Here is a 22,472-nt window from a genome sequence, read left to right as displayed (position 1 = left end):
ACTTACCAAGAGTCAGTCTAGTGAGGCGGGAGCAAGTCCTGTGCGAACCCGAGTGTCCTTCCCATCCGGAAACAGCCGGTGCGTCGGCTACCTGGAGCTCCCGGAGGGCGGGAGTTCGCTGCCCTGTGTCGTCCTGTGCCACGGATTCAGTGGAACGATGGACCGTCTGTTCGACCACGCGCGACAATTCGCCGAAGCAGGCTGGGCCACACTGGTATTCGACTACCGAAGCTTCGGCGAGAGCGAGGGTGGGCCGCGGCAGGTCCCCGACATCGGCGGACAACTCGACGATCTGCGCGCCGCGGTCGCCTTCGCCCGCGCGCACGACCGCATCGACCCCGAGCGCATCCTGCTGTGGGGCAACTCGCTCGGCGGCGCCCACGCGATCACCGTCGCCGCCACCGACCCGCGCATCGCCGCGGTCGTCGCACAGATCCCGTTCAACGGATTTCCCGAGAAGGTCGAGGGCCGCTCGGCCGCCGACAACCTGGCACTGCTGGCCGCCATCATCTGGGACACCGTGCGCGGCAAACTCCGCATGCGGCCCTACTACATCCGGATGGTCGGCGCACCGGGCGAAGTCGCCGTCACCGCCTCCGCCGACGCCGAGCGGCACATCGCCACCCTCACCGGCGGTGGCGAAACACTCTGGCGCAACAGCATCGCCCCGCGCGCCCTGCTGTCGATGATGCGATACCGCCCGGCCGAGTCCGCCGCACGCCTCACCTGCCCGCTGCTCGTGTGCGCCGCCGCCGACGACCGGGAGACACCCCTCGACACCAGCCGCGAGCTGGCAGAACGAGCACCCGACGGCCGCATGCGCGTCTACCCTGGTACTCACTTCACCTTCTACACCGAACCGGCGCTGCGCACCCGCGTCGTCGCCGATCAGATCGAGTTCTTCCGCCACGCCTGCGATCGGGTGTGACGTGCAGGGTTGGCGCTGATCACACCGGGTATCCGCGTGGTACCCCTGAGTGGGAAGGATGCGATGACGATGCGCGGACGACGTAACCGACGTGATCGAGAAGTACGCGAAGTACGAGAAATCCAAGCCCGACCACCTCATCAGACCGTCAAGTCACTGTTCTCGCTGCTGGTACTCGCCTGGCTGCTGGCCGGGCTGGTCGCGGCGTTCCAGCGGGACTACTTCACCGACACCCCGACCAACTGCGGTGACTGGGGGACCATCGCGCTCACCGTGGCGGCGGGTCCGCTGAACTACCTCGGCATGAACCCCAAGGTCGGCGAATGCCAACTGCCCGAACCGAGCCAATGACCTGACTATTTGGCATCCCCGTAGCACTGCACCACCGCCGTGGTGAAGGGGAACCGCACCGGAGTCTCCCCGAACGTGCGCCTGCCCGCCAGGTCGGCCGCCGCCGCGATCGCCTCGGCAACCACCGGCGCCTCTTCGGCTGGGCAGTGCACGATCACCTCGTCGTGCTGGAAGAACACCAGCTCGGCGCGCATCTGCGCGATCGCCTGCCGTAACGCGGCCAGCACAAGCAGGGCCCAGTCGGCCGCGCTGCCCTGCACCACGAAGTTGCGGGTGAAGCGGCCCCTGGCGCGCGCCGCCGAACCGCTGCGCTCGGCAGGGAGCACATCGACCTCTTCCGGAGTGGCCGACACCGGCGGGCAGGTCCGGCCCAACCAGGTACGCACCAGCCGACCCTCCTCCCCGGCGTAGGCCGCGTCGTCCACATACGCCACCGCGGCCGGATATCGGCGCCGCAGACCGGCGAGATGGGTGAGCGCGTCGCCGGAGGTCTGGCCGTAGATGGCGCCGAGCAGCGCGAGCTTGGCCTGGGCCCGGTCGCCACCGAAACCACGCGCCGCCAGATCCGCGTACAGGTCCTCGCCGCGACCGGCCACCTCCATCAGACCGCGATCACGGGAGATGGCGGCCAGCACCCTCGGCTCCATCTGATCGGCATCGGCCACCACCAAACACCAACCGGGGTCGGCGCGGATCGCTTGCCGGATCACCTTCGGAATCTGCAGGGCGCCACCACCATTGGTGGTCCACCGCCCCGACACCGTTCCACCCGGCAGATACTCGGGCCGGAATCGGCCGCCGTGCACCCACTGCTCGAGCCAGGCCCAACCGTGCGCGGTGTGCAAGCGGTAGAGCGTCTTGTACGCCAACAGCGGCGCGACGGCCGGATGATCGACGCGCTGCAATTCCCATTTGCGCGTGGACGACAGCGCGACTCCCGCCCGCGCGAACGCCCGGATGATGTCCTGGGGCAGATCGGGCCGCACACGGGTGCCGAAGGCGCGCGACACCTCGTCGGCGAGTTCTGCCATCCGCCGGGGCTCCGCCCCGCCGGGAAAACGTTCACCGAGCATGGTGTCGAGCAGTTCGCGGTGCACGTCGGCCCGCCAGGGAATGCCCGCACGCGACATCTCGGTGGCCACCAGCATGCCCGCCGATTCGGCCGCGATCAGCAAGCGCATCCGATCGGGGTGTTCGGTCCGCTCGGTCCGTGTGAGCTGCCCCGCGTACACCTCGACCAGCGCGGTGAGCTCATCGGTGCCGGGCGGCAACGGCACCGGACCCGAATCGAACAGGGAGGGTTGCGTCTCGGCGCTGCGCGCGGGCGCGTCCGGTGGGACGGGCAGGTTCCGCAGCCGCGCCCAAGCCGCCGCCAACGACCGAGGCTGACCGGATTGCCCCTGCTCGTAGCCGATCAGCAACGCCTCGGCCGCCTGCACGTCGTAGCAGCGTTCCACGCGCACACCCGCCGCGAGCAGCGGCCGGTAGATCTCGGCGGTGGATCGCCACACCCACCGCCCCACGTGCGGCCGTGCGCGGATCGCCTCGACCAGCGACGGCTCCGTGACAACCGGACCGGCCGGACGCCCGTCCTGGTCGAGCGGGCACAGGCGAGCGCCACCGTCACCCGTCTCCGCCACCGCCCACCGCATGCGCAGAGTCTGTCAGCAGGGTCCGACAACCACTGTTTACCGGCCCGGGTGCCGGGTAAGCGGCCCACGATCGGGAGAACCCGGACAGGAGGTAACGCGATGGCGCACACGCAGACCGGCCCGCCCACGCAGCACACCCGGTCGGTCACCGAACTCGTCGACGACGCCACCAAACAGATCACTCGCCTGGTGCGCGACGAACTGCAGCTGGCACGCGTCGAAATGCAGGACCGCACAAAAGGAATCGCTCGCGGAGCGGGCATCGCCGGAGCGAGCGGACTCGTCGCGTTCTACGGCGGCATCGCGCTGACCGTCGCGGCGATCTTCGCGCTGGCGCTGGTACTGCCGGAATGGGCGGCCGCGCTGATCGTCGGCGCCGCCCTGCTCGTGATCGGCGCGATCCTGGCGCTCGTCGGGAAGAAGAACGTCAGTTCGGCCGCACCGCCCGTACCGCAGGAAGCCGTGCACGGCATCAAGGACGACATCGACACCATCAAGGACGGGAGCAGACGATGACCGACGACCCGGAGGCACTGCGCCGGGACCGTGACCAGGCCCGCCGTGAACTCGGCGAGACCGTCGCCGAGCTGACCGACAAATTCGACGTCCCCGCCCGCACCAAGGACAAGGTCCACGAGACCACCGAAGCGGCCAAGCACCGTGTCACCGACGCCAAGTACCAGGCGCTCTACACCGCCGACAAGGCACGGGACAAAGCCGGACAGGTGGTCGACAAGGTCGAGTCCACGGTCCCCGACCCCGTGGTCGACCGCGGCAGGCAGGCTGCGGATCTAGCCGCCCGCAAACCCCAGGTTCCGGTCGCGGCGGCCGCGGTGTTCGCAGCGCTGCTGGTCTGGTTCCTCGCCCGGCGGCGGCGCGCATGAAAACGCTGTACAAACCGCTCGGCATGGTTGTCGGCGTGCTCGGCGGCATCGCCGCGAGCGCGGTGTTCAACCGGGTCTGGGGCGCGGTGGCCGACGGTGGCGACCCGCCGACCTCGACCACCCGCAACGCGACCTGGCGGGAAGTGCTGCTGGCCGCCGCTCTCCAGGGCGCCATCTTCGGCCTCGTGAAAGCCGCCGTCGACCGAGCCGGCGCCACGGGCTACAAGTCGCTCACCGGAACGTGGCCCGACTGACGAGGACAGGAGAACCATGTCGGAACAGGTAGGCGATTACGTGCTGCGCCGGTTGCGGGAATGGGGTGTCGAACAGGTCTTCGGATACCCCGGCGACGGCATCAACGGCCTGATCGCCGCCTTCGGACGGGCCGACAACACACCGCGTTTCGTGCAGAGCAGGCACGAGGAGATGTCGGCGTTCCAGGCGGTGGGTTATGCCAAGTTCAGCGGCCGGGTCGGCGTGTGTGCGGCGACGTCGGGCCCCGGCGCCATCCATCTGCTCAACGGTCTCTACGACGCCAAGCTCGACCACGTGCCGGTGGTGGCGATCGTCGGGCAGACCGCCCGCAGCGCCATGGGCGGCAACTATCAGCAGGAAGTGGATCTGCAGGCGCTGTTCAAGGACGTGGCATCCGAATACCTGGTCGAGGTCAATGTCGCCGACCAGCTGCCCAACGCCTTGGATCGAGCATTTCGCACTGCACTCGCCCGGCGCGCGCCGACAGCGGTCATCATTCCGGCCGATCTGCAGGAGGAACCCTACGAGCCACCCACGCATGCCTTCAAGGAGGTGCCGTCCAGCCCGCCGAGCGCACCGCTGACCACCTCGGTACCGGTGCGCTCAGAGCTGGGACGGGCGGCGGCCCTGCTCGACGCGGGCACCAAGGTGGCCATGCTGATCGGGCAGGGTGCGCGCGGCGCGGCGGATGAGGTGCTCGAGATCGCGGAACTGACCGGTGCGGGCATCGCCAAAGCCCTGCTCGGCAAAGACGTACTCAGTGACGAATTGCCGTTCGTCACCGGCTCGATCGGCTTGCTCGGCACCCGCCCCAGCTACGAGCTGATGCGCGACTGCGACACCCTGCTCATCGTCGGCTCCAACTTCCCCTACAGCCAGTTCCTGCCCGAATACGATCAGGCCCGCGCGGTGCAGATCGACCTCGACGGTGCCCTGATCGGCATGCGGTACCCGACCGAGGTGAACCTGGTCGGTGACGCGAAAGCTACACTGCGCCAGCTCATTCCACTGCTACAGCGCAAGGACGACCGCTCTTGGCGCGAGACGGTCGAAGCGAATGTGGCGCAGTGGTGGCAGACCGTCGAGAACCAGTCCATGCTCGACGCCGAACCGGCCAATCCCATGCGGATCGTGTGGGAACTGTCGCAGCGCATCCCCGACGACGCGATCGTCACCGCCGACTCGGGCTCCTCCACCACCTGGTACGCCCGTTGCCTTCGCATGCGCGGCACCATGCGGGGATCGCTGTCGGGCACACTGGCGAGCATGGGCGCGGGCGTGCCGTACGCGATCGGCGCCAAATTCGCGCACCCTGGACGGCCGGTGATCGCCATCGTCGGTGACGGTGCCATGCAGATGAACGGGCTGAACGAACTGCTCACCATCCAGCGCTACCAGGACCTGTGGCCCGATCAGCGGCTGATCGTGTGCGTGTTCCACAACAACGACCTCAATATGGTCACCTGGGAACTGCGCGCCATGGGTGGTGCGCCGAAATTCGAGGAATCGCAAACACTTCCGGACGTCTCCTACGCCGATATCGCGCGCTGCGCGGGCATGGTCGGCATCAGCGTGGACAGGTCCGAGGACATCGGCCCGGCCTGGGACCGTGCGCTGGCGGCGGATCGCCCGGTGCTGCTCGACATCCGCTGCGATCCCGAGGTGCCGCCCCTGCCGCCGCACGCGACCGCCGACCAGGTCAAGGACCTGGGACGGGCTGTGCTGCAAGGTGATCCAGGCGCGTGGCGGCTGCTCGTGCAGGGAGTGAAGTCGAAGGCGCAGGAACTGCGCCGCTGAGCGTGGTGGCCGACCCGGCGGCCGGCCACCACCGCCTCGCTACGGCGTCGAGTAGCCGATCAGCGCGCCGATGCCCGCACCGATCGGGATGGTCACCAGCGCACCGACACCACCGAGGAAGAAGCCGAGAACAGCACCGATTCCGGCGCCGATGAGCGCGCCGATCCCCGCATTGTGCTGCTTACGGGCCTGGGTCTCGGCGGCCTCGTCGACGAACTCGGCCGTATGGGCCGTGACGGCGGCCGGAGCGCCCACCGGAGTCAGGGTGAGCGAGCGGCCGTCGGCCGCGATCGCCGCTGCCAGGTCGAAGGTGCCCGCGGTCGAGGCGATTCGGGTCGGAATGGACGCGACCGCACGGCCCTCGCGATCGGTGAGGGTCACGGTGCCGCCCGTGAAGGTGAAGGTGCCGTCGACCACCGAGGTGGTGAGCCCTGCACCGTCGGCCGAGGGGCCCGCGGTGAACGCCACCCCGTTTTCGGTGCCCTGGACAACCGGGGCCGCCGTCGGTGCGGCGTGAGCGTTGGTGGTGGCGGTGAGGCCGACAGCCCCGACCGCGAGGACAGCGACCGCGCAGAATTTCTTCATCTTGCCCCTCCAGTCTGCCCGCCGGAGTCCGGCGGAACATCCTCTGCCGGACCGGATCTCGGCCCGAGATCATCTTCACACTGTCCCCACCGGATGTGAACCCACCAGCGGTCATACCGGAAAAACATCACCGAATGGACGCATTCACCGAATGAGATTGCCACACCGTAGGTTTCGCTATGCCCTCGAAATTCGTATATGCCGGATCCGGATTTTCTCGGCAGGATGAGTATTCAGGGAATCGAGCGGAAGGAACGTCATGACGATCCTGGTGACAGGAGCAACGGGCAGTGTCGGACGCAAGGTCGTGGACCAACTGATCGCGCGAGGGGTCTCCGATATCCGGGCGTTTACGGTGAATCCGGACCGGGCGGCGCTGCCCGCCGGGGTGGTGCCGGTGCGCGGCAACCTGCGTAAGCCGGACAGCCTGGACGGAGTATTCGTCGGCGTGGACCGGATCTATCTCGCCCCGGCGCCCGAAGTCGTCGGTGCGGTGCTCGAGCGAGCGGCAGCGGCCGGCGTCCGCCACGTCGTCGATCTGTCCGGCGAACCCGACAGCTGGTGGGGGACCGTGAGCAACGCCGTCGAGGACAGTGGGCTGGCGTGGACGCACCTGTGGCCCGCCGACTTCATGGAGAACAGCGTCAGCTGGTCACAGCAGATCCGCGCTACGGGCGCGGTTCGCGAACCGCGCCCCGAGACGGCCACCGCACCCGTCGCGATGGACGATATCGCCGCGGTAGCCGCGACCGCACTGCTCGACGACGACCACCTCGGGCGTGCCTACCCGCTGGCAGGACCGGAAGTCCTCACCCGCGCCGAGCAGCTCGCCCAGATCGCCGCCGCCATCGGCCGCGAGCTCACCTTCCGCCGATCCGATCGGGCCGAAACCATTGCCGCCCTGGCACCGAGCATGGGCGAAAACACCGAGTGGTACGTCGACAACGTCCTGCTCGGCTACAGCCCGCCGACCGACACGTTGCCGATCACCAGCGTCCAGGACATCACCGGCCGCCCGGCGACCACCTTCCGCGACTGGGCGAAAGCCAACGCCGACCAGTTCCTCGACGGCTGATCCACATGCCTACGGCCCCTGCGGGGCTCGTGGCGGTCGAGCTTCATCCGAGTGCGCGGACCCGCAGTGCGCGGGCGAGATGATCGCGTTGCTCGACCACCAGGCGGCGCAGGGCAGCGGGGGCGTCGGTGTTCGTCGCGAGCCAGTTGTCCACCGCCGCCAGGGAATCGGCGGCGGGAAAGAGACCGACGACGATGCGGCGGGCGATCTCGATGCTGCGCCGCTCCCAGGTCGGACGCAGTCGGGTGAAGTACTCGTCGTCGTAGGAGCCGATCAGGTCGCGGCGGTCGCCTGCGCGGAAGCCGTCGATCACGGCGTCGAGGTGGTCGTTGGTGAGCGCGGTGTCGTCGAAGATGCGCGTCCACGCGGCGGCTTTCACGTCCCGGTCCGGGCGGGCGGCCAGGGCATGCAGGTGGGCAGTGCGGCCCGAGGCGGTGTCGTCGCGGGTGAGTTCGGTGTCCAGATCGTCGGTGGTCGCGGCGCCGGTCGCGGCCAGTGCCGTCCAGAGGGCCCACCGCAGGTCAGGGTCCAGGGCCAGCCCCTTCGGAGGGGGAGTTTCACCAAGCAACAGGGCGCGGATATCGGCGGCCCGCCCCGCGTCGACGGTGGCGGCGGCCGCGGTCGCGCGGGCGAACGCCAGCTGCTCGCCGGAACCGGGCGCAGCGGAATGCAGTGCCGTCCAGCATGATTCGAGCCATTCCTGGCGGCACCTGTCGCGCTCGGCAGTCGGCAGGTAGTGACCGATGGCGAAGGAGGCGTTCGAAAGCACCGCCGTGAGCAGGGCCGTATTGGACTCGGCGGGAGCGAAGTTGCGGGCCATCGTCAGATACCGGCCGACGGCGAGCTCGCCGTCGCGCGTGGCATTCCACAGCGCCGACCAGATCAGCCCGCGGGCCAGCGGGTCGACCACGCGGTCGAGTGAGCGCTCCACGGTCACCAGGGAATCGGCGTCGAGACGAACCTTCGCATAGGTGAGATCGCCGTCGTTGAGCAGCCGCAGGGGAGCGGGGGAGAGGGTGATCGGGGTGCGCTCCTCGACGATGTCGACCTCCACGCGGTCACGGCGGACGAGGGCGCCGTCGGCGTCGAAGTCGTAGAGACCGACCGCGAGCCGGTGCGGGCGCGGATCGGTCTGCACGATGTGGTCGTCGTCGAGGGTCACGGTGGAGACGCCGGTGGTCTGCAACCAGGCGCGCGCCCACGCGTCGAGGTCGCGGCCGGACTCGGCGGACAACTCCGTCAGCAGGTCATCGAGGGTCGTGTTGCCGAACGCGTGGGCCCGGAAGTAGCGGCGGGCGCCCGCGAAGAACGCCTCCCGGCCGACATAGGCGACGAGCTGCTTGAGCACGCTCGCGCCCTTGGCGTAGGTGATGCCGTCGAAATTGAGCTTGGCCGCCTCGAGATCGGTGATGTCGGCGACGATCGGATGCGTCGTCGGCAACTGATCCTGCAGGTACGCCCACGCCTTACGGCGGTTGGCGAACGCCACCCAGGCGTCGGTCCACTCGGTGGCCTCCGCGCTGGCCAGCGCGCCCATGTAGTCGGCGAAGGATTCCTTGAGCCACAGGTCGTCCCACCACACCATGGTGACGAGATCACCGAACCACATGTGCGCCATCTCGTGCAGGATCGTGTTCGCCCGGCCCTCGTACTGCGCCGCCGTCGCCGCACCACGGAACACGTAGGCCTCGGTGAAGGTGACCAGGCCCGGGTTCTCCATGGCGCCGAGGTTGTATTCGGGCACGAACACCTGGTCGTACTTGCCCCACGGGTACGGGTAGGCGAAATGCTCGGCGAAGAAGTCGAGCCCTTGGCGGGTCACCTCGAGAATCGTGTCCGCGTCCAGATGGTCGGCCAGCGAGGCGCGGCACAGCACCCCGAGCGGGATCGTCAGTTCCCCACGGCTCCAGGAGGATTCGACGCGGTGATACGGACCGGCCGCGACCGCGGTGATGTAGGTGGAAATCGGCAGGGTCGGTGAGAACTCCACCGTCTGATTCGGGCCGTCGACGGTCACGGTATCGGCGGGCCGATTCGACACCACCTCCCAGCCGTCGGGCGCCGTGACGACAAAGGTGAACGGCGCCTTCATATCGGGCTGCTCGAAGCAGGCGAATACCCGGCGCGCGTCCGCCGGCTCGTATTGGGTGTAGAGGTAGGTGCTGCCGTCGACCGGATCGAGGAACCGGTGCAGGCCCTCACCCGAGCGGCTGTACTCGCCGATCGCCCGCACGACGACGACGTTCGATGCCGACAGGCCGGTCACCGAAATCCGCGCGCCGTCGAAGTCGACCGCCACTTCCCGTCCGTTCACGGTGACCGACTCGACTGCGAGGCCGAGGAAATCGAGCCACGTCTCGGTCGCCGTGGCGTCGAAGGCGACCGTCGTCGTGGTGGTGAATCCCGGGCGAGTGCGGTCGGGTGCGCCGGACAGATCGAGTTCGACGCGGTAGTCACGCACGGTGACCGTGGTGGATCGCGCGGCGGTCTCGGAGCGGGTCAGGTTGGCGGTAGTCACGTCCCGATCCTGCCAGTCATGTGGTGGGGGAGGGGAGTGGTTATCGCGGCCCCGATCTATTCGCCCGGGAGGCAAGGTAATTCGGGCGGCCGAGGCCGACGGTCGATGTGCTTGCCGGAGCGGTGCACGCCTCGGACCAGCCTTAGATCGGTAAATAGCATGCCGATAGCGCGATATGCGCATCTACTAATGAATAACCCTACAGTCCCTAACAAAACAACCGGCTACGCCGGCCTTCTTAGGACCACGAGGGGCAGAAGCCGCCTTCGGCTCAGCGTGAACAGAATGCTGTTCGCTGTATCCGCCGACTGGTTTCGTAGGTCCTGTTCGCGCAGGTTCGATCGAAAGGCCCTCGAATGTCCGTTCCAGCCGACGCCCTGCGTGTGGTGAAGCTCGGCGCCCACATCGGTGCCCGCATCGACGGCATCCGCCTCGGTGGTGACCTCGATGTGCGTTCGGTCGACACCATTCGCGCCGCGCTCGCCGAACACAAAGTGATCTTCTTCCGCGGTCAGGAGCACCTGAGCGAGGACGGGCAGTACGAATTCGCCGAGCTCCTCGGTGCACCGACCACCCCGCACCCCACGGTGACCTCGGCAGGGGCCAAGAGTCTGGCGATCGACTCGCATCAGACCAGGTCGAATGTGTGGCACACCGATGTCACGTTCGTCGACCGGGTGCCGAAGGCCTCGATCCTGCGGGCGGTGACGCTGCCCGAGTACGGCGGCACGACCACCTGGGCGTCCACCGTCGCGGCGTACAACTCGCTGCCTGCCTCGCTGAAATTGCTCGCGGAGAATCTGCGCGCCAAGCACACCAATCGGTACGACTACGCGGCCGACGTTGTGGACCGAGCCGATGATTTCGAACGGGCGTATCGGCGCGAATTCGAGTCGACGTATTTCGAGACCGAGCATCCGGTGGTGGAAGTGCATCCGGAAACCGGTGAGCGTGCCCTGCTGCTCGGTTGCTTCGTGAAGGAAATCGTCGGCGTCTCCGGTAGCGAATCGCGGGCGTTGTTCAGGCTTTTCCAGGATCGGGTGACGCGCCTCGAGCACACCACCCGCTGGAATTGGTCGCTCGGCGATGTCGCGATCTGGGACAACCGGGCCACCCAGCACTACGCCGTGGACGATTACGACGGCGCGCATCGCAGGCTCACCCGGATCACGCTCGGGGGACCGGTCCCGGTCGGTGTCGACGGGCGGCCGAGCACGGTGATCGAGGGCGATGCGCGCGACTATGTCACCGCGCCCCACCGTGCGGCCTGACGCGAATCCGCCGTCGACCGAGCGGTATCGGTTAGTCTGCGACCGCAGGTTTATCCGGCGATCGCGCGCGAATCGGTCCAGCCCGACGATGGGAATGCCGTGAATTTGTGGAGTTATATCCAGGGTCGGGGCGAGGTGCTGACCTTTCTCACCTATCAGCACGCGTCGCTGGCTTTCCAGACCGTGCTGGTGGGAACCGTTGTCGCGGTGCTGATCGCGGTGGCGGTGTACCAGCTGCCGCTGGCGTCGGCATTGACGCTCACGTCGAGCCGGGTGGCGTTGACGATTCCCTCGCTGGCGCTGTTGGCTCTGCTGCTCGTGCCGTTCGGGCTCGGTGTCGTTCCGTCGTTTCTGATGCTGGCGTTCTTCGCCGCGCTGCCGGTGATCGGTAATGCGATCGTCGGCCTGCGCTCGGTACCGGCCTCGGTGGTGGAGTCGGCGCGGGGGATCGGGTTGTCGCGGTGGCGGATTCTGCTCACCGTCGAGCTGCCGATCGCCTGGCCGGTGATCCTCACCGGCATCAGGGTGTCCACGCAGATGATCGTCGGCGTCGCCGCCATCGTCGCCTATGTGCTCGGTCCGGGACTCGGTTCGCTCATCTTCAACGGGCTGTCGCGGCTCGGCGGGGCGAACGCGCTCGAAATGGCGCTCACCGGAACCATTCTCATCGTTGTCGTCGCGTTGGTGTTCGACGCGCTCCTCGTCCTGCTCGGACGACTCACCATTGCCAAGGGGCTCTCATGACCACGGTGACCACCCCGTCCGAACGCGACGTGACCGGCGCGTCCATCGTCCTCGACTCCGTCGTGAAGCGGTACAAGGGGCAGGACAAGCCGGCCGTCGAGCGGCTGGACCTCGAGATCGAGGCGGGTGAGATCGTCGCCTTCGTCGGGCCGTCGGGCTGCGGGAAGACGACGACCCTGAAGATGATCAACCGGTTGATCGAGCCGACGGAGGGCCGGATCTTCATCGGTGGACGCGATGTGACCAGGGAGGATCCGGACAAGCTCCGTCAGTCCATCGGTTATGTCATCCAGTCGGGTGGGTTGTTCCCGCACTGGTCGGTGGCCAAGAACATCGGGGCGATTCCCCGGGTGCTCGGCTGGGACAAGAAGCGCATCGCCGAGCGTACCGAATATCTGCTGGATCTGGTGGGTCTGGACTCGGCGACCTTCGCCGACCGGCTGCCCAAGGACATGTCCGGCGGTCAGCAGCAGCGCGTGGGTGTGGCGCGGGCACTCGCCGCGGATCCGCCGGTACTGCTGATGGACGAACCGTTCGGCGCCGTCGATCCGATCACGCGAGTTCGCTTGCAGGACAGCCTGATCGCGATCCAGCACGAGCTGGGTAAGACCATCGTCGTCGTTACCCACGATTTCGAGGAGGCGACCAAGCTCGGCGATCGGGTGCTCATCCTGTCCGAGGGTGGGCATGTGGAGCAGTACGCGCGGCCCGAGGAGATCCTCACCGATCCGGCGACACCGTTCGTGGAGGAATTCGTGGGATCGGGCGCGAAACTGGCGTATCTGACGGTGTCCCGGGTGGGTGATGTGGAGGTCGATCCGGTGACGACCGCGCGGATCGGTGAGCCAGCCAAAGAGGTGATCGGCCGGGCCACCCGCGCCGGCCACACCTGGGTGGTCGTGGTCGATTCGGCGGGGCGGCCCCGTTCGTGGCCGTCGCTGCGTGAGGTGTCGAGCAAGCCGGAGGTGTCGGACTATCTGGATCGGCGGCTGCCGGTGGTCGCGCAGTCCTCCACGCTCAACGACGCCCTCGACGCGATGCTCGCGGCGAGCCAGGGCGCCACGCTGGTCACCGACGGGCGGGGCAGGGTGGTCGGTTCGCTCAGTATCGGTGCGGTGACCGACGTGATCCAGACCAAGCTGGCCGAGGCGCACAATGCCGAGGGCGAGACGTCCTACGAGACCTATGTCGATGGTTCGGATCCGACGCCGACCCCGGTGGTCGCCGCGGAGCCGGGGCCGGGTGATCCGGCGTGAAGCGGCTGCGCGCGTTGCCGATCGACGTGTGGTTCGAACCGTTGATCATCGCGGTGATCGGGATCGGGTACCTGCTGTGGTACCGGGCGTCGACGTTCACCGCGACCGAGCAGGCGTCGCTGGGCTGGGCGAATCTGCGGACGACGATCGTCGAGCATGTGCGGCTCACCGTGGTGGCGACGCTGATCGTGGTCGCGGTCGCGATTCCGCTCGGCATCGCGCTGACCCGGCCCGCGTTGCGCAGGCTCGAACCGCTGGCGGTGAACATCGCCAATATCGGGCAGGCCGCCCCGGCGGTGGGTCTGCTCGTGCTCTTCACGTTCTGGTTGGGAACCGGGTTCCGCACGGCGGTGGTCGGTTTGGTGGTCTACGCGATCCTGCCGATTCTGCAGAACACGATCGTCGGGTTGCGGCAGGTGGATCAGCGCACGATCGAGGCGTCGCGGGGGATCGGGTTCTCCGGGCTGCGGACGCTGGTGCAGGTGGAGTTGCCACTCGCGGTGCCGGTGATCCTGAACGGTGTGCGCACGGCGCTGGTGATCCTGGTCGGTACCGCGACCTTGAGCACGTTCATCGGTGCGACCAGTCTCGGGACGCTCATCACGACCGGTGTGACCTTGTTCCTGCCGAAGTTGCTCATCTCCGGTGCGGTGCTCGTCGGGCTGCTCGCGTTGATCATCGACTGGCTCGGCCGGCTCGTGGAGCTGGCCGCGACCCCGCGAGGTATCTCATGAGACGGCTGGTGTGCGCGCTGGTGGCGAGTGTTTCGCTGCTCGCCGGGTGTGGGCTGGTGAGCTCGTCGGGGACGTTCCACGACGCGAGTCTGCCCGGTGGCGATCGGCCGCTCGAGGGCGCGAAGCTGACGGTGACGTCGAAGAGTTTCACCGAGGGCGTGCTGCTGGGCAAGATCACCGCCACGTATCTGGCCGCGGCGGGCGCGTCGATCACGGATCTGACGGGTGCGCCGGGGTCGGCGTCGTCGCGGCAGGCGCAGCTCAACGGCGACGCGGATGTGCTGTGGGAGTACACGGGTACGGGGTGGGTGAACTACCACAACGAGACCGAGACGATCGTCGACCCGCAGGAGTTGTGGCAGCGGGTGCACGATGTGGAGAAGCGTGACCACGATCTGGAGTGGTTGGCGCCCGCGAATTTCAACGACACCTACGCTTTCGCCGCCTCGACGCCGACGGCCGAACGGCTGGGGGTGCGGTCGTTGTCGGCGGTCGCGCAGCTGCCGGTAGCGGAGCGCACGTTCTGTGTCGACGACGAATTCTTCAGTCGCTCGGACGGTTTCATCCCAATGCTGGCGAAGTACGGCATTCCCTACAACGATCCCAACGGGGTGCCCGCGGGCAATGTCACCAGGATGGACGCGGGGGTCGTCTACACCGCGACCGCCAAGGGTGAGCCGTGCCGGTTCGGCATGGTCTACACCACCGACGGTCGGGTGAAGAACCTGAATCTGGTTGTGCTGGAAGACGACAAGAAGTTCTTTCTGCCCTACAGCGGGACCGCTGTGGTGCGTGGTGCGGTGATCGAGGCGCATCCGCAGCTGCGTCCGCTGCTCGGCGCCATCTCCGAGCGGCTCACCGACGATCTGATGCGTGAGCTCAACGGTCGCGTGGACATCGACGGGGAGGACCCGGCCGATGTCGCCTACGAGTGGTTGAAGAGCGCGAACCTGATCGAGTAGGCGCGCGGGTCAGAGGTGGTTGAGGCCGACCATCTTGGTCGCGGTAGCCATGGCGGCGGCCAGGCCGAGTGCGCCGAGAGCGGCGACGGCCAGGGATCCGGTGAGGGTCGTGAGACCGAACAAGAAGAACACGCAGGTGGCCAACATGATGGCGGTGCTGGTCAGATCCGTACTCGTCGTATTCGGTGTCCGATTACGTGAGTGGGTCATATCTTCATAGTTGCCAGGAACCGCGGTTACTAAACCGTTATTTTCGGTTCGATCTGCGGGTTTCGGCTGCTCCGGCCTGGGTAGCGCCACAGTGACCGCGAGAGAAAGGCTGTCGAGATGCCGAAGACCACGAGCTCGGGCCGGGCGCGGACATCGGAGCTGCCGAGCACTTTGCAGCGTTCCAGCGCCAAGGCACAGCGGACGTTCGCCAAGGCCCACGACGCGGCGCTGGACGAGTACGGCACCGAGGAACGCGCCAACCGGGTCGCCTACAGCGCTTTGAAGCACAGTTTCGAGAAGGTGGGGGATCACTGGGAACCGAAAGGTACCAGGGGGCCGTCGGATTCGCGGGCTGCTTCCGGCGGGCGGACGCCGCGCGGTGAGAGCGCCGAAGGGGTGAACGCGAACGCGACCAAGAGTCACCTCATCGATGTCGCCGGGCGGTTGTCGATCACCGGAAGGTGGCGGATGACCAAGGAGGAACTGGTCGAAGCCATCGAGAAGGCCAACCGGCGTGCGACCGCGCGGGCGCGGTCCTGAGATGACCGCCCGCGGCGGTGGTGACGACCAGGCATACGGTCGCGCCGTGCTCTACGGCGTATGTGTGATCGGCTTCGCGGCGATCGTCTTCGCCGTGGTGAACTTCTGGGCCGCGACACGCACGAATTGTGCGGGCGCGCAGACTCACCTGTGCGATACCCCGGCGCAGGCCGCCGTGATGATCGGTCCGTCGCTGGTATTGCTGGCCGGTGGGATCGGTGCTTTCGTGCACACCTATCAGCGTTATCGCGACGGGCGGCCGTGGCGGGTGTGGCAGGGGGCGGGATGGTTCCTGTTCATCCTGATGACCGCGTATCTGATGATTTCCGCTGGTACCACGGTGACCGGGTGACCAGTCCGGACGGCACCGCAGGGCGGACGGCCCTGCGGCACCGATCGGGCTAGTTCTGCGGCAGACGTGAGGATTTCTGGCCGCCGGTTCGAGTGCGCGGCGGCTTCACGCCCTGCATGATGTCGTTCCACCACGACTGCAGTGGGCTCGGTTCGGGCCAGCTGACAACGGTGGCGTCCGGCTCGGTCGCCGGTTCGGTGGTGTCGAAGACAGGATGATCGGAATAGCGCATTGCACAACTTCCTCGAGAGAACTGAACTGCTTCTTCACTGATGTGTTGGGGTGCCCCGGTCGGGTTCGCGGTGTGTCCACACACGCAGGCTCGGTCGGGGCGGATCGGTCGACGTCGAGATGACGTCGGCCAGGTCTGTGTGCAGGGTCAGCCACTGGGCGAGTCCGGCGGCGGTGATGATGCGGTCGAGGACCGAAGGCGCGGCCTTGACCACGCTCACCCGGACGGTGTGGTGTTGCTGGGCGCGACAGGCCAGATCGATGATCGATCGGCAGGACATGAAGGTGACCTCGTCGAGGTCGACGACCAACTGCCTGCCACCCGATGCTCGCTGGAAGGCGTCGTCGAGGACGTGGCGCCAGCGGGTGATGGTGTAGGCGTCGATGTCGCCGTGTACGTACAGGACGATCGCGTTCGATCGGGTCTCGATGTCGGCACTCACGCGCGCCGACACATCCGGTGGTTCGCCGTCGAAAGCGGGTAGTTCGTATCGTTCTACGTGGCTGGAATGGGTGTTCACGAGTACTCGATTTCCTCGGCACCGGCAGGCCTCGCGCGCTGCGCCGACCGGTCCTGGATCCTCAAGATCGGCTGGTACTACCCATTTGAGCACGTCGGTACGCCGCTGTCATGGACTGTGACCGACTCGATGCCGAAATTCGGGACGCAGCCGTGACCTGTGCCCCGGCGCCGCGACCGCGCGGGCGGTGAATACTGAGGGCATGACCGATCGGCGGGATGTGTCCTCCGACGAGCGCTTGCTCGTCGAGCGAGTTGTCGGTGTGGGCGATCCGTTGCGGGTGGGGTGGTTCCGGTACCGGTTCGGCACGCATCGGTGGGAGTGGTCCGACGAGGTCGCCGCGATGCACGGTTATGCGCCGGGAACCCAGCCGACGACGGAATTGCTCCTGTCGCACAAACATCCGCGTGACCGCGACCGGCTCGAGGCGATGATCACCTCGGTGGAGGACGGCGGCGCGTTCTCGAGTCATCACCGCATCGTCGACACCAACGGCCAGGTCAGGGACGTCCTCGTGGTATCGGAACCGTGGCGCGACGAGAGCGGTGCGGTGATCGGCACCGCGGGGTATTACATCGATGTCACCGAGACCGCCGAGGAGTTCCGGCGGGAGGCGCTCGACACCACGTTGCCGGGTGTGCTCGAGGCGCGCACAGTGATCGAGCAGGCCAAGGGCGCGTTGATGCTGGTGTATGCGATCAGCGCCGAGCAGGCGTTCCGCGTGTTGCGGTGGCGCTCGCAGGAAACCAATGTCAAATTGCGCACGATCGCGGAGCGCGTGGTCGCCGAGCTGCCGAAAGTTGCCGGCGACGAGGTGAAGTTGCGCACCAGGCTGGACCATGTGCTACTCACCGCACACATGCCCGACTCTGTGAAGGAGTAGGCGCCGGCACCTATCGGTCGATGTGTGGGGGTGCTACGGGCTCGTCGGGGATGTGCAGGGCAGGCACGGCGCCCGGGTCGGTGGGGTTGGTGTTCTGGGCGTCGACGATGGCCGCAGCCTGTTCGGTGGGGGTGCTCTGGTGCGCGCGGGCGAGTTTGCGGAGCCGGGCGCGGGCGGCATCGAGGTCGAGGTCGAAGTATTCGGCGAGGATCCCGACGGCTGTGGCGATGACGCTGGTGCCGTCGAGGACCGCTGCGACTGTGTCGGCGGTGGTGCTCACCCGCCCGTGTTCGGTTCCCATGGACAGGGCGATCGCGGTGAGGTCGGCCAGGATCTGCCCGAAGTCGTTGGGACGCTCATTGCCCCACGGTTCGTCGGCGTGGACGACGACCGAGCCGAGCGGCTCGGTCATGGCTTTGACGGGGAACGCGCGCATCGATCGCATACCGGCCGCGCGGGCGCGTTGACGGTAGTCGGGCCAGCGGGCGCCTTCGTCGGGCTGGTCGATATCGGTGATCATGGCGACGGCACCGTCGCGTGCGCTTGTCAGACCTGGGCCGCTGATGTGCAGGCGCGGGTCGGCGACGGTGTCTTCACGGGATGCTTCGGCCACGATCTGGATGCCGCTGCTGTCGGCGCGCTTGTCGAGCAGGATCACTGCGGCCGAGACAGCGTCGAAGCACTGGCAGGCGTGTTCGGCGACGGCGTGCAGGAGGGCGGGTACGTCGAAGTCGGTGGCCAGTGTCGCGGTCAGATCCGCGACGGCGAGGCGGGTCTGCGCGGTGTTCATCGTCCCTGCCCTTCACTGGAGTCACGCTCGTCGCGCAGCGACAGTCTGCGAGCCACGATATCGGCGGCGACCGCGCTGATCGAGCGGCCGTTGGCATAACAGTACGCACGCAGCCGGGCCAGGGCTTCGTCCGCCGACACGGCCAGCTGCACCGCGACCATGCCCGCGGCGTTGAAGATCACCGCGCGCGAGAATTCCTCGCCCGCGGGGTCGACCGTGAGGGGATCGGTGTTGGCGAGCCGGTCCAGATCGGTGCCGAGCATGTGGCCGATGGCGGCCGCGCACGCGGTGCCCGATTCCTGTTCGACGGCGGTGAGGCGGCCGCTGTTCGCCCGATACAGTTCCAGCACGCCGACGGTGGTGCCGTCGCTCGGGATCGGGAAGGCGAACAGGGCCCGCACGCCGAGCGAGAGGAGCTCGGTGGTGAACACGGGCCAGCGGGTGGTCGCCGGGGTGGCGGTCAGGTCCGGCCACAGCTGGCGTCCGCCGCCGCGATAGGTGTCGATGCAGGGACCCTCGCCGACGACGAATTGGAGTTCGTCGAGGTGCTGGGCGGTGGCATCGGTGGCGTAGACGAGTTCTCGCGCTTGCGAGGTGCGGCTGAGCAGGGCGACGGCGGCCCCGTCGACGCCGGTGAGCCGGACCGCGGCGGTGCAGAGCGCGCCGATGCCGCCGAACAGCGAACCTTCGCCGCCGGCGGGTCGCCGGTCGGGTGATTCTCCGGGCCGGTCCCGGAACGCGTCCTCCACCGAGCCCTCCGATCTCCGATGTCCACGCTACCGCGCGGTGACCGGTCGGGTGGGGATCGGCCCGGCGGCCTGGGTCAGTGTCGGCCTTCGGCGAATTCCTCGACGATCTTGGCGCAGAAGGCGGGCAGATCGTCGGGGTTGCGGCTCGAGACGAGCCCGTTGTCGGTGACGACCTCCTCGTCGACGACGGTGCCGCCTGCGTTGCGGATGTCGGTGCGCACACTGGGGTAGCCGGTGAGGGTGCGGCCGCGGACCGCGTCGGCCTCGACGAGAGTCCAGGGGCCGTGGCAGATGACGCCGATCGGTTTGCCGGTCGCGGCGAACTGTTTCACGAAGCCGACGGCCGAGGAGTCCTGGCGGAGTTTGTCGGGGTTGGTGGTGCCGCCGGGCAGGATGAGGGCGTCGTAGTCGTCGGGACTGGCCTGGCTGACGACCTGGTCCACGGTGAAGGTGTCGCCCTTCTCGACGTCGTGGTTCATGGCCTGGATGCTGCCCGATTCCAGGGAGAGCAGGGTGGTGGTCGCGCCCGCGTCTTCGACGGCGGCGCGGGGTTGCACGAGTTCGACCTGTTCGACGCCGTCGGTGGCCAGGATGGCGACGCGCTTACCGGTCAGTGGCTGCTGGGGCATGGTGCACTCCTCACGTGGACGACTTTCACGGTGGTCATTTCGTCGAGCAGTTCGGGGCCGTAGCCGAAGCCGTTGCCGGAACGGCCGCGGGGTTGGGCGGCTCCGCCGGGGGCGCCACCGAAGACGGCGTTGATCTTCACGGTCGCGACAGGCAAAGTGCGCCAAGCTCTTTGGGCGTGGTCCATGGAACCTGTCAGGACGGTGGCCGCGAGGCCGTATTCACCGGTGGCGGCTTCGTCGAGCCCGGTGTCGAAGTCGGGGACCACCCGGACCGGGGCGACCGGGCCGAAGGTTTCCTCGCGCAGCACCCGCATCTGGGGGAGGCAGTCGGTGAGGACGGTGGCCGGGTAGGTCGCGCCGGGCCCGTCGGGGATGTGGCCGCCGACGAGGACGCGGGCGCCGTGGTCGACGGCGTCGGCGACGTGATCGTGGACGTGGGCGCGTTGGCGGGCGTCGACGAGTGGTTGCGGGTGTTCGTTCCATGCGGCGGCGCGGGCGCACAGTGCCTCGAGGAAGCGGGGGGCGACGGCGGTGTGGACGTAGATGCGTTCGACCGAGGTGCAGATCTGGCCCGCGTTGGCGAACGCGCCGAGCGCGGCCTGTTCGGCGGCCCATTCGGGGTCGACGTCGGCGTCGATGAGCAGTGGGTCGTTGCCGCCGTTCTCGAGCAGCACCTTGGCGCCGGTGCGGGCGGCCGCGGCGGCGATGCGCTGCCCGGTCTCGCTGCTGCCGACATGGGCGATCACGTCGACCTCGGGGGAGGACGCGAGCAGGGCGCCGATGTCGCCACCGCCGGTGACGGTGGCGAGGACCGCGTCGGGGAAGTGGGGCGACATGATCTGTCCGAGGAGTTCGCCGGTGCGGGGACACCGTTCGCTCGGCTTGTGCAGCACCGTGTTTCCGGTGACGACGGCGGCGCCGAGCAGCCCGCAGGCGATGGCGACCGGGTCGTTCCACGGGGTGAGAGCGACGACCACACCGCGTGGTTCCGGGATCATGAAGTCGGTGGCCTCGGGGGAGCCTTGCAGCGATTTGCCGCGATGCAGGGGGCCGAGTTCGGCGTACTGGTCGAGGGTGGACACACCCGCGAGGACTCCCTCGCGTCCGGAGGCCGCGGGGCGCCCGGTTTCGGATTCGAGGGTGGTGGCGAGGTCGTCGGCGTGGGCGCGCACGGCCGCTGCTGCGGCGCGGAGCATCCCGGCGCGGTCGGCGGGTGGGACGCTTGCCCAGCCGAGTTGGGCGGCGCGCGCGCAGCGCACCGCGTCGGCGATCTCCTCGGGGGAGGTGGTGGGGGGTGCGGTGGTTGTGGTCATGTGGTCGGCATACCCGGTAGGCGGCGGGGAAACAGGAATCATGTTGGGGGATGGTCGGTTTCGTCTGTCCGTCCGCGCCTGCTTCCGGTGTAGGCGCTTTCGCGGAATCGGTCGAGCGCGTGCGGGACCAGGGCGACACCGGCCGGGCGGTTGAGGATCGGGTCGAAGAAGTCGGTGCGGTATTCGCCGGGTTCGGCGCGGCGCAGGTCGAGTTCGCCGACGGGGATCGGTTCTCCGCCGAGGGGTTCGGCGGTGAGGGAGAACCGCAGGAGGTGATCGTTGTCGAGGTGGTCGCGCAGTGCTTGCAGGGAGGCGGTGCCGGGCAGGTCGTCGAGGGGTTCGGCGAACAACCAGACCGGTGAGTCGTCGCCGAAGCGGTAGGGCATCAGCGAACCGAAGCAGGCGCGGTCCCAGCCGCGTGCGGCGGTGATGACGAATCTGCCGAGTGTGCCGCGTCCGGTGGTGGCGAGGGCGAAGTCCCAGGGGTGGTCGTCGCGGTCGAGGACACGGAAGGCCAGGCCGAGTACGTCGGGGATGCCGGTCGGGGTGCCGATACCTTTGGACAGTCTGCCGATGACGGCGCGTTCGCCCGGTCCGAACCAGGGCACGAAGTCGGCGGCGGCGTGGAAGCGTCCGGCCAGGCGCAGGCCGCGCGGATGGAACACCCGCGCGTGCCTGACCTTGGCACCGGCCTGGAAAGCGGTGCGTACCACGGTGTTCGGGAGGTCGGTGAGGGTCGCTTTGTCGATCATCGGCGGCGGTCCACGGTGGTCGCGACGGTGCGGGGCAGCAGGGCACCCAGGGCGATCATGCCGAGCCCGAGGCCCAGGTGCAGCCAGTTGTCGGCGTCGTTGAGCGGGACGAAGTTGGCGTCGCTGTGCTCGTCGACCAGCAATCCGTAGAGCCACAGGACCAGGTAGACGACACCGCCGCCGATCAGGAACGTTCGCGCGGTCGCGGCGCTCGCGGCAGCGAGCAGGCCGAGGATGCCGAAGACGAGGTGCACGATGTTGTGCAGCACCGACACGGCGAACACGCCGAACAGCTTTGCGTGTGATTCGTGTCCTGCCCACTGCAGGTGGTCGTAGTCGGTGGTGATGCCGGGGATGAATCCGAGGACACCGACCAGCAGGAAGACCGCGCCTACGGCCAGCGAGGCCAGCTGGATCGGTGAGCGGGCCGAACCCGTTCTGCCTACACGTGTGGACACGGCGTGCTCCTTTCGGATGGGCCGGGTGTGCC

Annotated in this window: 27 protein-coding genes; 15 read left to right on the top strand and 12 right to left on the bottom strand. The window is 68.0% G+C overall.

Annotated elements, in window-relative coordinates; translation table 11 throughout:
- Nucleotides 1–40 precede the first annotated feature (40 nt).
- Both NCO8_RS10865 and NCO8_RS10860 read left to right on the top strand, forming a co-directional pair.
- Nucleotides 41–928 (top strand): alpha/beta hydrolase, encoded by an 888-nt coding sequence (locus NCO8_RS10865; protein ID WP_067638632.1) that lies wholly within the window; start codon nucleotides 41–43, stop codon nucleotides 926–928.
- A 69-nt stretch (nucleotides 929–997) separates the two neighbouring features.
- Nucleotides 998–1,279 (top strand): hypothetical protein, encoded by a 282-nt coding sequence (locus NCO8_RS10860; RefSeq protein ID WP_370465704.1) that lies wholly within the window; start codon nucleotides 998–1,000, stop codon nucleotides 1,277–1,279.
- A 5-nt stretch (nucleotides 1,280–1,284) separates the two neighbouring features.
- Here the strand turns inward: NCO8_RS10860 and NCO8_RS10855 are convergent, their stop codons facing one another.
- Nucleotides 1,285–2,931, bottom strand: a complete 1,647-nt coding sequence (locus NCO8_RS10855; RefSeq protein ID WP_067638630.1) for a bifunctional 3'-5' exonuclease/DNA polymerase — start codon at nucleotides 2,929–2,931, stop codon at nucleotides 1,285–1,287.
- 99 nt (nucleotides 2,932–3,030) lie between these two features.
- On the opposite strand from NCO8_RS10855, the gene NCO8_RS10850 reads away from it, so the two are divergent.
- From NCO8_RS10850 to NCO8_RS10835, 4 genes are read left to right on the top strand one after another with little or no spacing between them, the layout of a single operon-like run.
- Nucleotides 3,031–3,447, top strand: coding sequence for a phage holin family protein (locus NCO8_RS10850; RefSeq protein WP_067638628.1), 417 nt, complete (start codon nucleotides 3,031–3,033; stop codon nucleotides 3,445–3,447).
- Nucleotides 3,444–3,815, top strand: a complete 372-nt coding sequence (locus NCO8_RS10845) for a DUF3618 domain-containing protein (RefSeq protein ID WP_067638626.1) — start codon at nucleotides 3,444–3,446, stop codon at nucleotides 3,813–3,815. Before NCO8_RS10850 ends, NCO8_RS10845 begins: the two co-directional genes overlap by 4 nt.
- Entirely contained in the window at nucleotides 3,812–4,069 is a 258-nt protein-coding gene (locus tag NCO8_RS10840) for a DUF4235 domain-containing protein (protein ID WP_067489661.1), read from the top strand. Before NCO8_RS10845 ends, NCO8_RS10840 begins: the two co-directional genes overlap by 4 nt.
- A gap of 16 nt (nucleotides 4,070–4,085) precedes the next feature.
- Nucleotides 4,086–5,867 carry a thiamine pyrophosphate-requiring protein gene (locus NCO8_RS10835; RefSeq protein ID WP_067638625.1) on the top strand — a complete coding sequence of 594 codons (1,782 nt, stop codon included), beginning with the start codon at nucleotides 4,086–4,088 and terminating at the stop codon, nucleotides 5,865–5,867.
- A 39-nt stretch (nucleotides 5,868–5,906) separates the two neighbouring features.
- Here the strand turns inward: NCO8_RS10835 and NCO8_RS10830 are convergent, their stop codons facing one another.
- Nucleotides 5,907–6,452: a DUF8020 domain-containing protein gene (locus NCO8_RS10830; protein ID WP_067638622.1), complete on the bottom strand. Its 546-nt coding sequence runs from the start codon at nucleotides 6,450–6,452 to the stop codon at nucleotides 5,907–5,909.
- Nucleotides 6,453–6,711: 259 nt separating this feature from the next.
- Between NCO8_RS10830 and NCO8_RS10825 the strand changes: the two genes are divergently transcribed.
- Nucleotides 6,712–7,527, top strand: coding sequence for an SDR family oxidoreductase (locus NCO8_RS10825; RefSeq protein WP_067638620.1), 816 nt, complete (start codon nucleotides 6,712–6,714; stop codon nucleotides 7,525–7,527).
- Nucleotides 7,528–7,570: 43 nt separating this feature from the next.
- On the opposite strand, the gene pepN is transcribed toward NCO8_RS10825, so the two are convergent.
- A complete protein-coding gene (gene pepN / locus NCO8_RS10820; protein ID WP_067638618.1) occupies nucleotides 7,571–10,045 on the bottom strand; it encodes an aminopeptidase N in 2,475 nt (824 codons plus the stop codon).
- A gap of 356 nt (nucleotides 10,046–10,401) precedes the next feature.
- On the opposite strand from pepN, the gene NCO8_RS10815 reads away from it, so the two are divergent.
- The 5 genes from NCO8_RS10815 to NCO8_RS10795 all read left to right on the top strand — a co-directional run bounded on the left by NCO8_RS10815 (nucleotide 10,402) and on the right by NCO8_RS10795 (nucleotide 15,012).
- Nucleotides 10,402–11,316: a TauD/TfdA dioxygenase family protein gene (locus NCO8_RS10815; RefSeq protein WP_067638616.1), complete on the top strand. Its 915-nt coding sequence runs from the start codon at nucleotides 10,402–10,404 to the stop codon at nucleotides 11,314–11,316.
- Nucleotides 11,317–11,415: 99 nt separating this feature from the next.
- Nucleotides 11,416–12,060, top strand: coding sequence for an ABC transporter permease (locus NCO8_RS10810; RefSeq protein ID WP_067638614.1), 645 nt, complete (start codon nucleotides 11,416–11,418; stop codon nucleotides 12,058–12,060).
- Nucleotides 12,057–13,316 (top strand): ABC transporter ATP-binding protein, encoded by a 1,260-nt coding sequence (locus NCO8_RS10805; RefSeq protein ID WP_067489678.1) that lies wholly within the window; start codon nucleotides 12,057–12,059, stop codon nucleotides 13,314–13,316. The genes NCO8_RS10810 and NCO8_RS10805 overlap by 4 nt, the downstream gene beginning before the upstream one ends.
- Nucleotides 13,313–14,050 carry an ABC transporter permease gene (locus NCO8_RS10800; RefSeq protein WP_067638612.1) on the top strand — a complete coding sequence of 246 codons (738 nt, stop codon included), beginning with the start codon at nucleotides 13,313–13,315 and terminating at the stop codon, nucleotides 14,048–14,050. Before NCO8_RS10805 ends, NCO8_RS10800 begins: the two co-directional genes overlap by 4 nt.
- Nucleotides 14,047–15,012: a glycine betaine ABC transporter substrate-binding protein gene (locus NCO8_RS10795; protein WP_067638610.1), complete on the top strand. Its 966-nt coding sequence runs from the start codon at nucleotides 14,047–14,049 to the stop codon at nucleotides 15,010–15,012. The genes NCO8_RS10800 and NCO8_RS10795 overlap by 4 nt, the downstream gene beginning before the upstream one ends.
- Nucleotides 15,013–15,021: 9 nt before the next feature.
- On the opposite strand, the gene NCO8_RS31245 is transcribed toward NCO8_RS10795, so the two are convergent.
- The gene (locus tag NCO8_RS31245) at nucleotides 15,022–15,222 is read right to left on the bottom strand and encodes a hypothetical protein (protein WP_133734118.1); all 201 of its coding nucleotides are present in this window, start codon (nucleotides 15,220–15,222) and stop codon (nucleotides 15,022–15,024) included.
- 117 nt (nucleotides 15,223–15,339) lie between these two features.
- Here NCO8_RS31245 and NCO8_RS10790 point away from each other — a divergent pair, with 117 nt between their 5' ends.
- The gene (locus tag NCO8_RS10790; RefSeq protein WP_067489684.1) at nucleotides 15,340–15,762 is read left to right on the top strand and encodes a ChaB family protein; all 423 of its coding nucleotides are present in this window, start codon (nucleotides 15,340–15,342) and stop codon (nucleotides 15,760–15,762) included.
- 1 nt (nucleotide 15,763) lies between these two features.
- Nucleotides 15,764–16,114 (top strand): hypothetical protein, encoded by a 351-nt coding sequence (locus NCO8_RS10785; RefSeq protein ID WP_067638608.1) that lies wholly within the window; start codon nucleotides 15,764–15,766, stop codon nucleotides 16,112–16,114.
- 49 nt (nucleotides 16,115–16,163) lie between these two features.
- On the opposite strand, the gene NCO8_RS10780 is transcribed toward NCO8_RS10785, so the two are convergent.
- Both NCO8_RS10780 and NCO8_RS10775 read right to left on the bottom strand, forming a co-directional pair.
- On the bottom strand, nucleotides 16,164–16,346 hold the full coding sequence (locus tag NCO8_RS10780) for a hypothetical protein (RefSeq protein WP_067489689.1): 183 nt from the start codon (nucleotides 16,344–16,346) through the stop codon (nucleotides 16,164–16,166).
- 34 nt (nucleotides 16,347–16,380) lie between these two features.
- The gene (locus NCO8_RS10775) at nucleotides 16,381–16,866 is read right to left on the bottom strand and encodes an STAS domain-containing protein (protein ID WP_167353269.1); all 486 of its coding nucleotides are present in this window, start codon (nucleotides 16,864–16,866) and stop codon (nucleotides 16,381–16,383) included.
- A gap of 202 nt (nucleotides 16,867–17,068) precedes the next feature.
- Here NCO8_RS10775 and NCO8_RS10770 point away from each other — a divergent pair, with 202 nt between their 5' ends.
- Nucleotides 17,069–17,749: a PAS and ANTAR domain-containing protein gene (locus NCO8_RS10770; protein ID WP_067638602.1), complete on the top strand. Its 681-nt coding sequence runs from the start codon at nucleotides 17,069–17,071 to the stop codon at nucleotides 17,747–17,749.
- Between the two features lie 10 nt (nucleotides 17,750–17,759).
- On the opposite strand, the gene NCO8_RS10765 is transcribed toward NCO8_RS10770, so the two are convergent.
- The 6 genes from NCO8_RS10765 to NCO8_RS10740 form a co-directional block, all read right to left on the bottom strand.
- Entirely contained in the window at nucleotides 17,760–18,539 is a 780-nt protein-coding gene (locus tag NCO8_RS10765; RefSeq protein WP_067638601.1) for a GAF and ANTAR domain-containing protein, read from the bottom strand.
- Entirely contained in the window at nucleotides 18,536–19,288 is a 753-nt protein-coding gene (locus NCO8_RS10760; RefSeq protein ID WP_067638599.1) for a GAF and ANTAR domain-containing protein, read from the bottom strand. Before NCO8_RS10760 ends, NCO8_RS10765 begins: the two co-directional genes overlap by 4 nt.
- Nucleotides 19,289–19,362: 74 nt before the next feature.
- A complete protein-coding gene (locus tag NCO8_RS10755; protein ID WP_067638597.1) occupies nucleotides 19,363–19,917 on the bottom strand; it encodes a type 1 glutamine amidotransferase domain-containing protein in 555 nt (184 codons plus the stop codon).
- On the bottom strand, nucleotides 19,899–21,230 hold the full coding sequence (locus NCO8_RS10750) for an aldehyde dehydrogenase family protein (protein WP_067638595.1): 1,332 nt from the start codon (nucleotides 21,228–21,230) through the stop codon (nucleotides 19,899–19,901). Before NCO8_RS10750 ends, NCO8_RS10755 begins: the two co-directional genes overlap by 19 nt.
- A gap of 38 nt (nucleotides 21,231–21,268) precedes the next feature.
- Nucleotides 21,269–21,982 carry a phosphodiesterase gene (locus tag NCO8_RS10745; RefSeq protein WP_067638593.1) on the bottom strand — a complete coding sequence of 238 codons (714 nt, stop codon included), beginning with the start codon at nucleotides 21,980–21,982 and terminating at the stop codon, nucleotides 21,269–21,271.
- Complete coding sequence (locus tag NCO8_RS10740; RefSeq protein WP_067638591.1) at nucleotides 21,979–22,440, bottom strand: DUF4383 domain-containing protein; 462 nt, start codon at nucleotides 22,438–22,440, stop codon at nucleotides 21,979–21,981. The genes NCO8_RS10745 and NCO8_RS10740 overlap by 4 nt, the downstream gene beginning before the upstream one ends.
- Nucleotides 22,441–22,472 lie beyond the last annotated feature (32 nt).

The organism is Nocardia coubleae NBRC 108252 (genome assembly GCF_001612805.1).
GTDB lineage: Bacteria > Actinomycetota > Actinomycetes > Mycobacteriales > Mycobacteriaceae > Nocardia > Nocardia coubleae.
Note: the sequence above shows the minus strand (reverse complement) of the source record. Positions and strands in the feature narration are given on the sequence as shown.

Bases quoted from the DNA above. Each gene is read 5' to 3' on its own strand.
- NCO8_RS10860 (WP_370465704.1), top strand. From the start codon at position 998: ATGCGCGGACGACGTAACCGACGTGATCGAGAAGTACGCGAAGTACGA.
- NCO8_RS10855 (WP_067638630.1), bottom strand. From the start codon at position 2,931: ATGCGGTGGGCGGTGGCGGAGACGGGTGACGGTGGCGCTCGCCTGTGC.
- NCO8_RS10850 (WP_067638628.1), top strand. From the start codon at position 3,031: ATGGCGCACACGCAGACCGGCCCGCCCACGCAGCACACCCGGTCGGTC.
- NCO8_RS10845 (WP_067638626.1), top strand. From the start codon at position 3,444: ATGACCGACGACCCGGAGGCACTGCGCCGGGACCGTGACCAGGCCCGC.
- NCO8_RS10840 (WP_067489661.1), top strand. From the start codon at position 3,812: ATGAAAACGCTGTACAAACCGCTCGGCATGGTTGTCGGCGTGCTCGGC.
- NCO8_RS10835 (WP_067638625.1), top strand. From the start codon at position 4,086: ATGTCGGAACAGGTAGGCGATTACGTGCTGCGCCGGTTGCGGGAATGG.
- NCO8_RS10830 (WP_067638622.1), bottom strand. From the start codon at position 6,452: ATGAAGAAATTCTGCGCGGTCGCTGTCCTCGCGGTCGGGGCTGTCGGC.
- NCO8_RS10825 (WP_067638620.1), top strand. From the start codon at position 6,712: ATGACGATCCTGGTGACAGGAGCAACGGGCAGTGTCGGACGCAAGGTC.
- NCO8_RS10815 (WP_067638616.1), top strand. From the start codon at position 10,402: ATGTCCGTTCCAGCCGACGCCCTGCGTGTGGTGAAGCTCGGCGCCCAC.
- NCO8_RS10805 (WP_067489678.1), top strand. From the start codon at position 12,057: ATGACCACGGTGACCACCCCGTCCGAACGCGACGTGACCGGCGCGTCC.
- NCO8_RS10795 (WP_067638610.1), top strand. From the start codon at position 14,047: ATGAGACGGCTGGTGTGCGCGCTGGTGGCGAGTGTTTCGCTGCTCGCC.
- NCO8_RS31245 (WP_133734118.1), bottom strand. From the start codon at position 15,222: ATGACCCACTCACGTAATCGGACACCGAATACGACGAGTACGGATCTG.
- NCO8_RS10790 (WP_067489684.1), top strand. From the start codon at position 15,340: ATGCCGAAGACCACGAGCTCGGGCCGGGCGCGGACATCGGAGCTGCCG.
- NCO8_RS10785 (WP_067638608.1), top strand. From the start codon at position 15,764: ATGACCGCCCGCGGCGGTGGTGACGACCAGGCATACGGTCGCGCCGTG.
- NCO8_RS10780 (WP_067489689.1), bottom strand. From the start codon at position 16,346: ATGCGCTATTCCGATCATCCTGTCTTCGACACCACCGAACCGGCGACC.
- NCO8_RS10770 (WP_067638602.1), top strand. From the start codon at position 17,069: ATGACCGATCGGCGGGATGTGTCCTCCGACGAGCGCTTGCTCGTCGAG.
- NCO8_RS10765 (WP_067638601.1), bottom strand. From the start codon at position 18,539: ATGAACACCGCGCAGACCCGCCTCGCCGTCGCGGATCTGACCGCGACA.
- NCO8_RS10755 (WP_067638597.1), bottom strand. From the start codon at position 19,917: ATGCCCCAGCAGCCACTGACCGGTAAGCGCGTCGCCATCCTGGCCACC.
- NCO8_RS10750 (WP_067638595.1), bottom strand. From the start codon at position 21,230: ATGACCACAACCACCGCACCCCCCACCACCTCCCCCGAGGAGATCGCC.
- NCO8_RS10745 (WP_067638593.1), bottom strand. From the start codon at position 21,982: ATGATCGACAAAGCGACCCTCACCGACCTCCCGAACACCGTGGTACGC.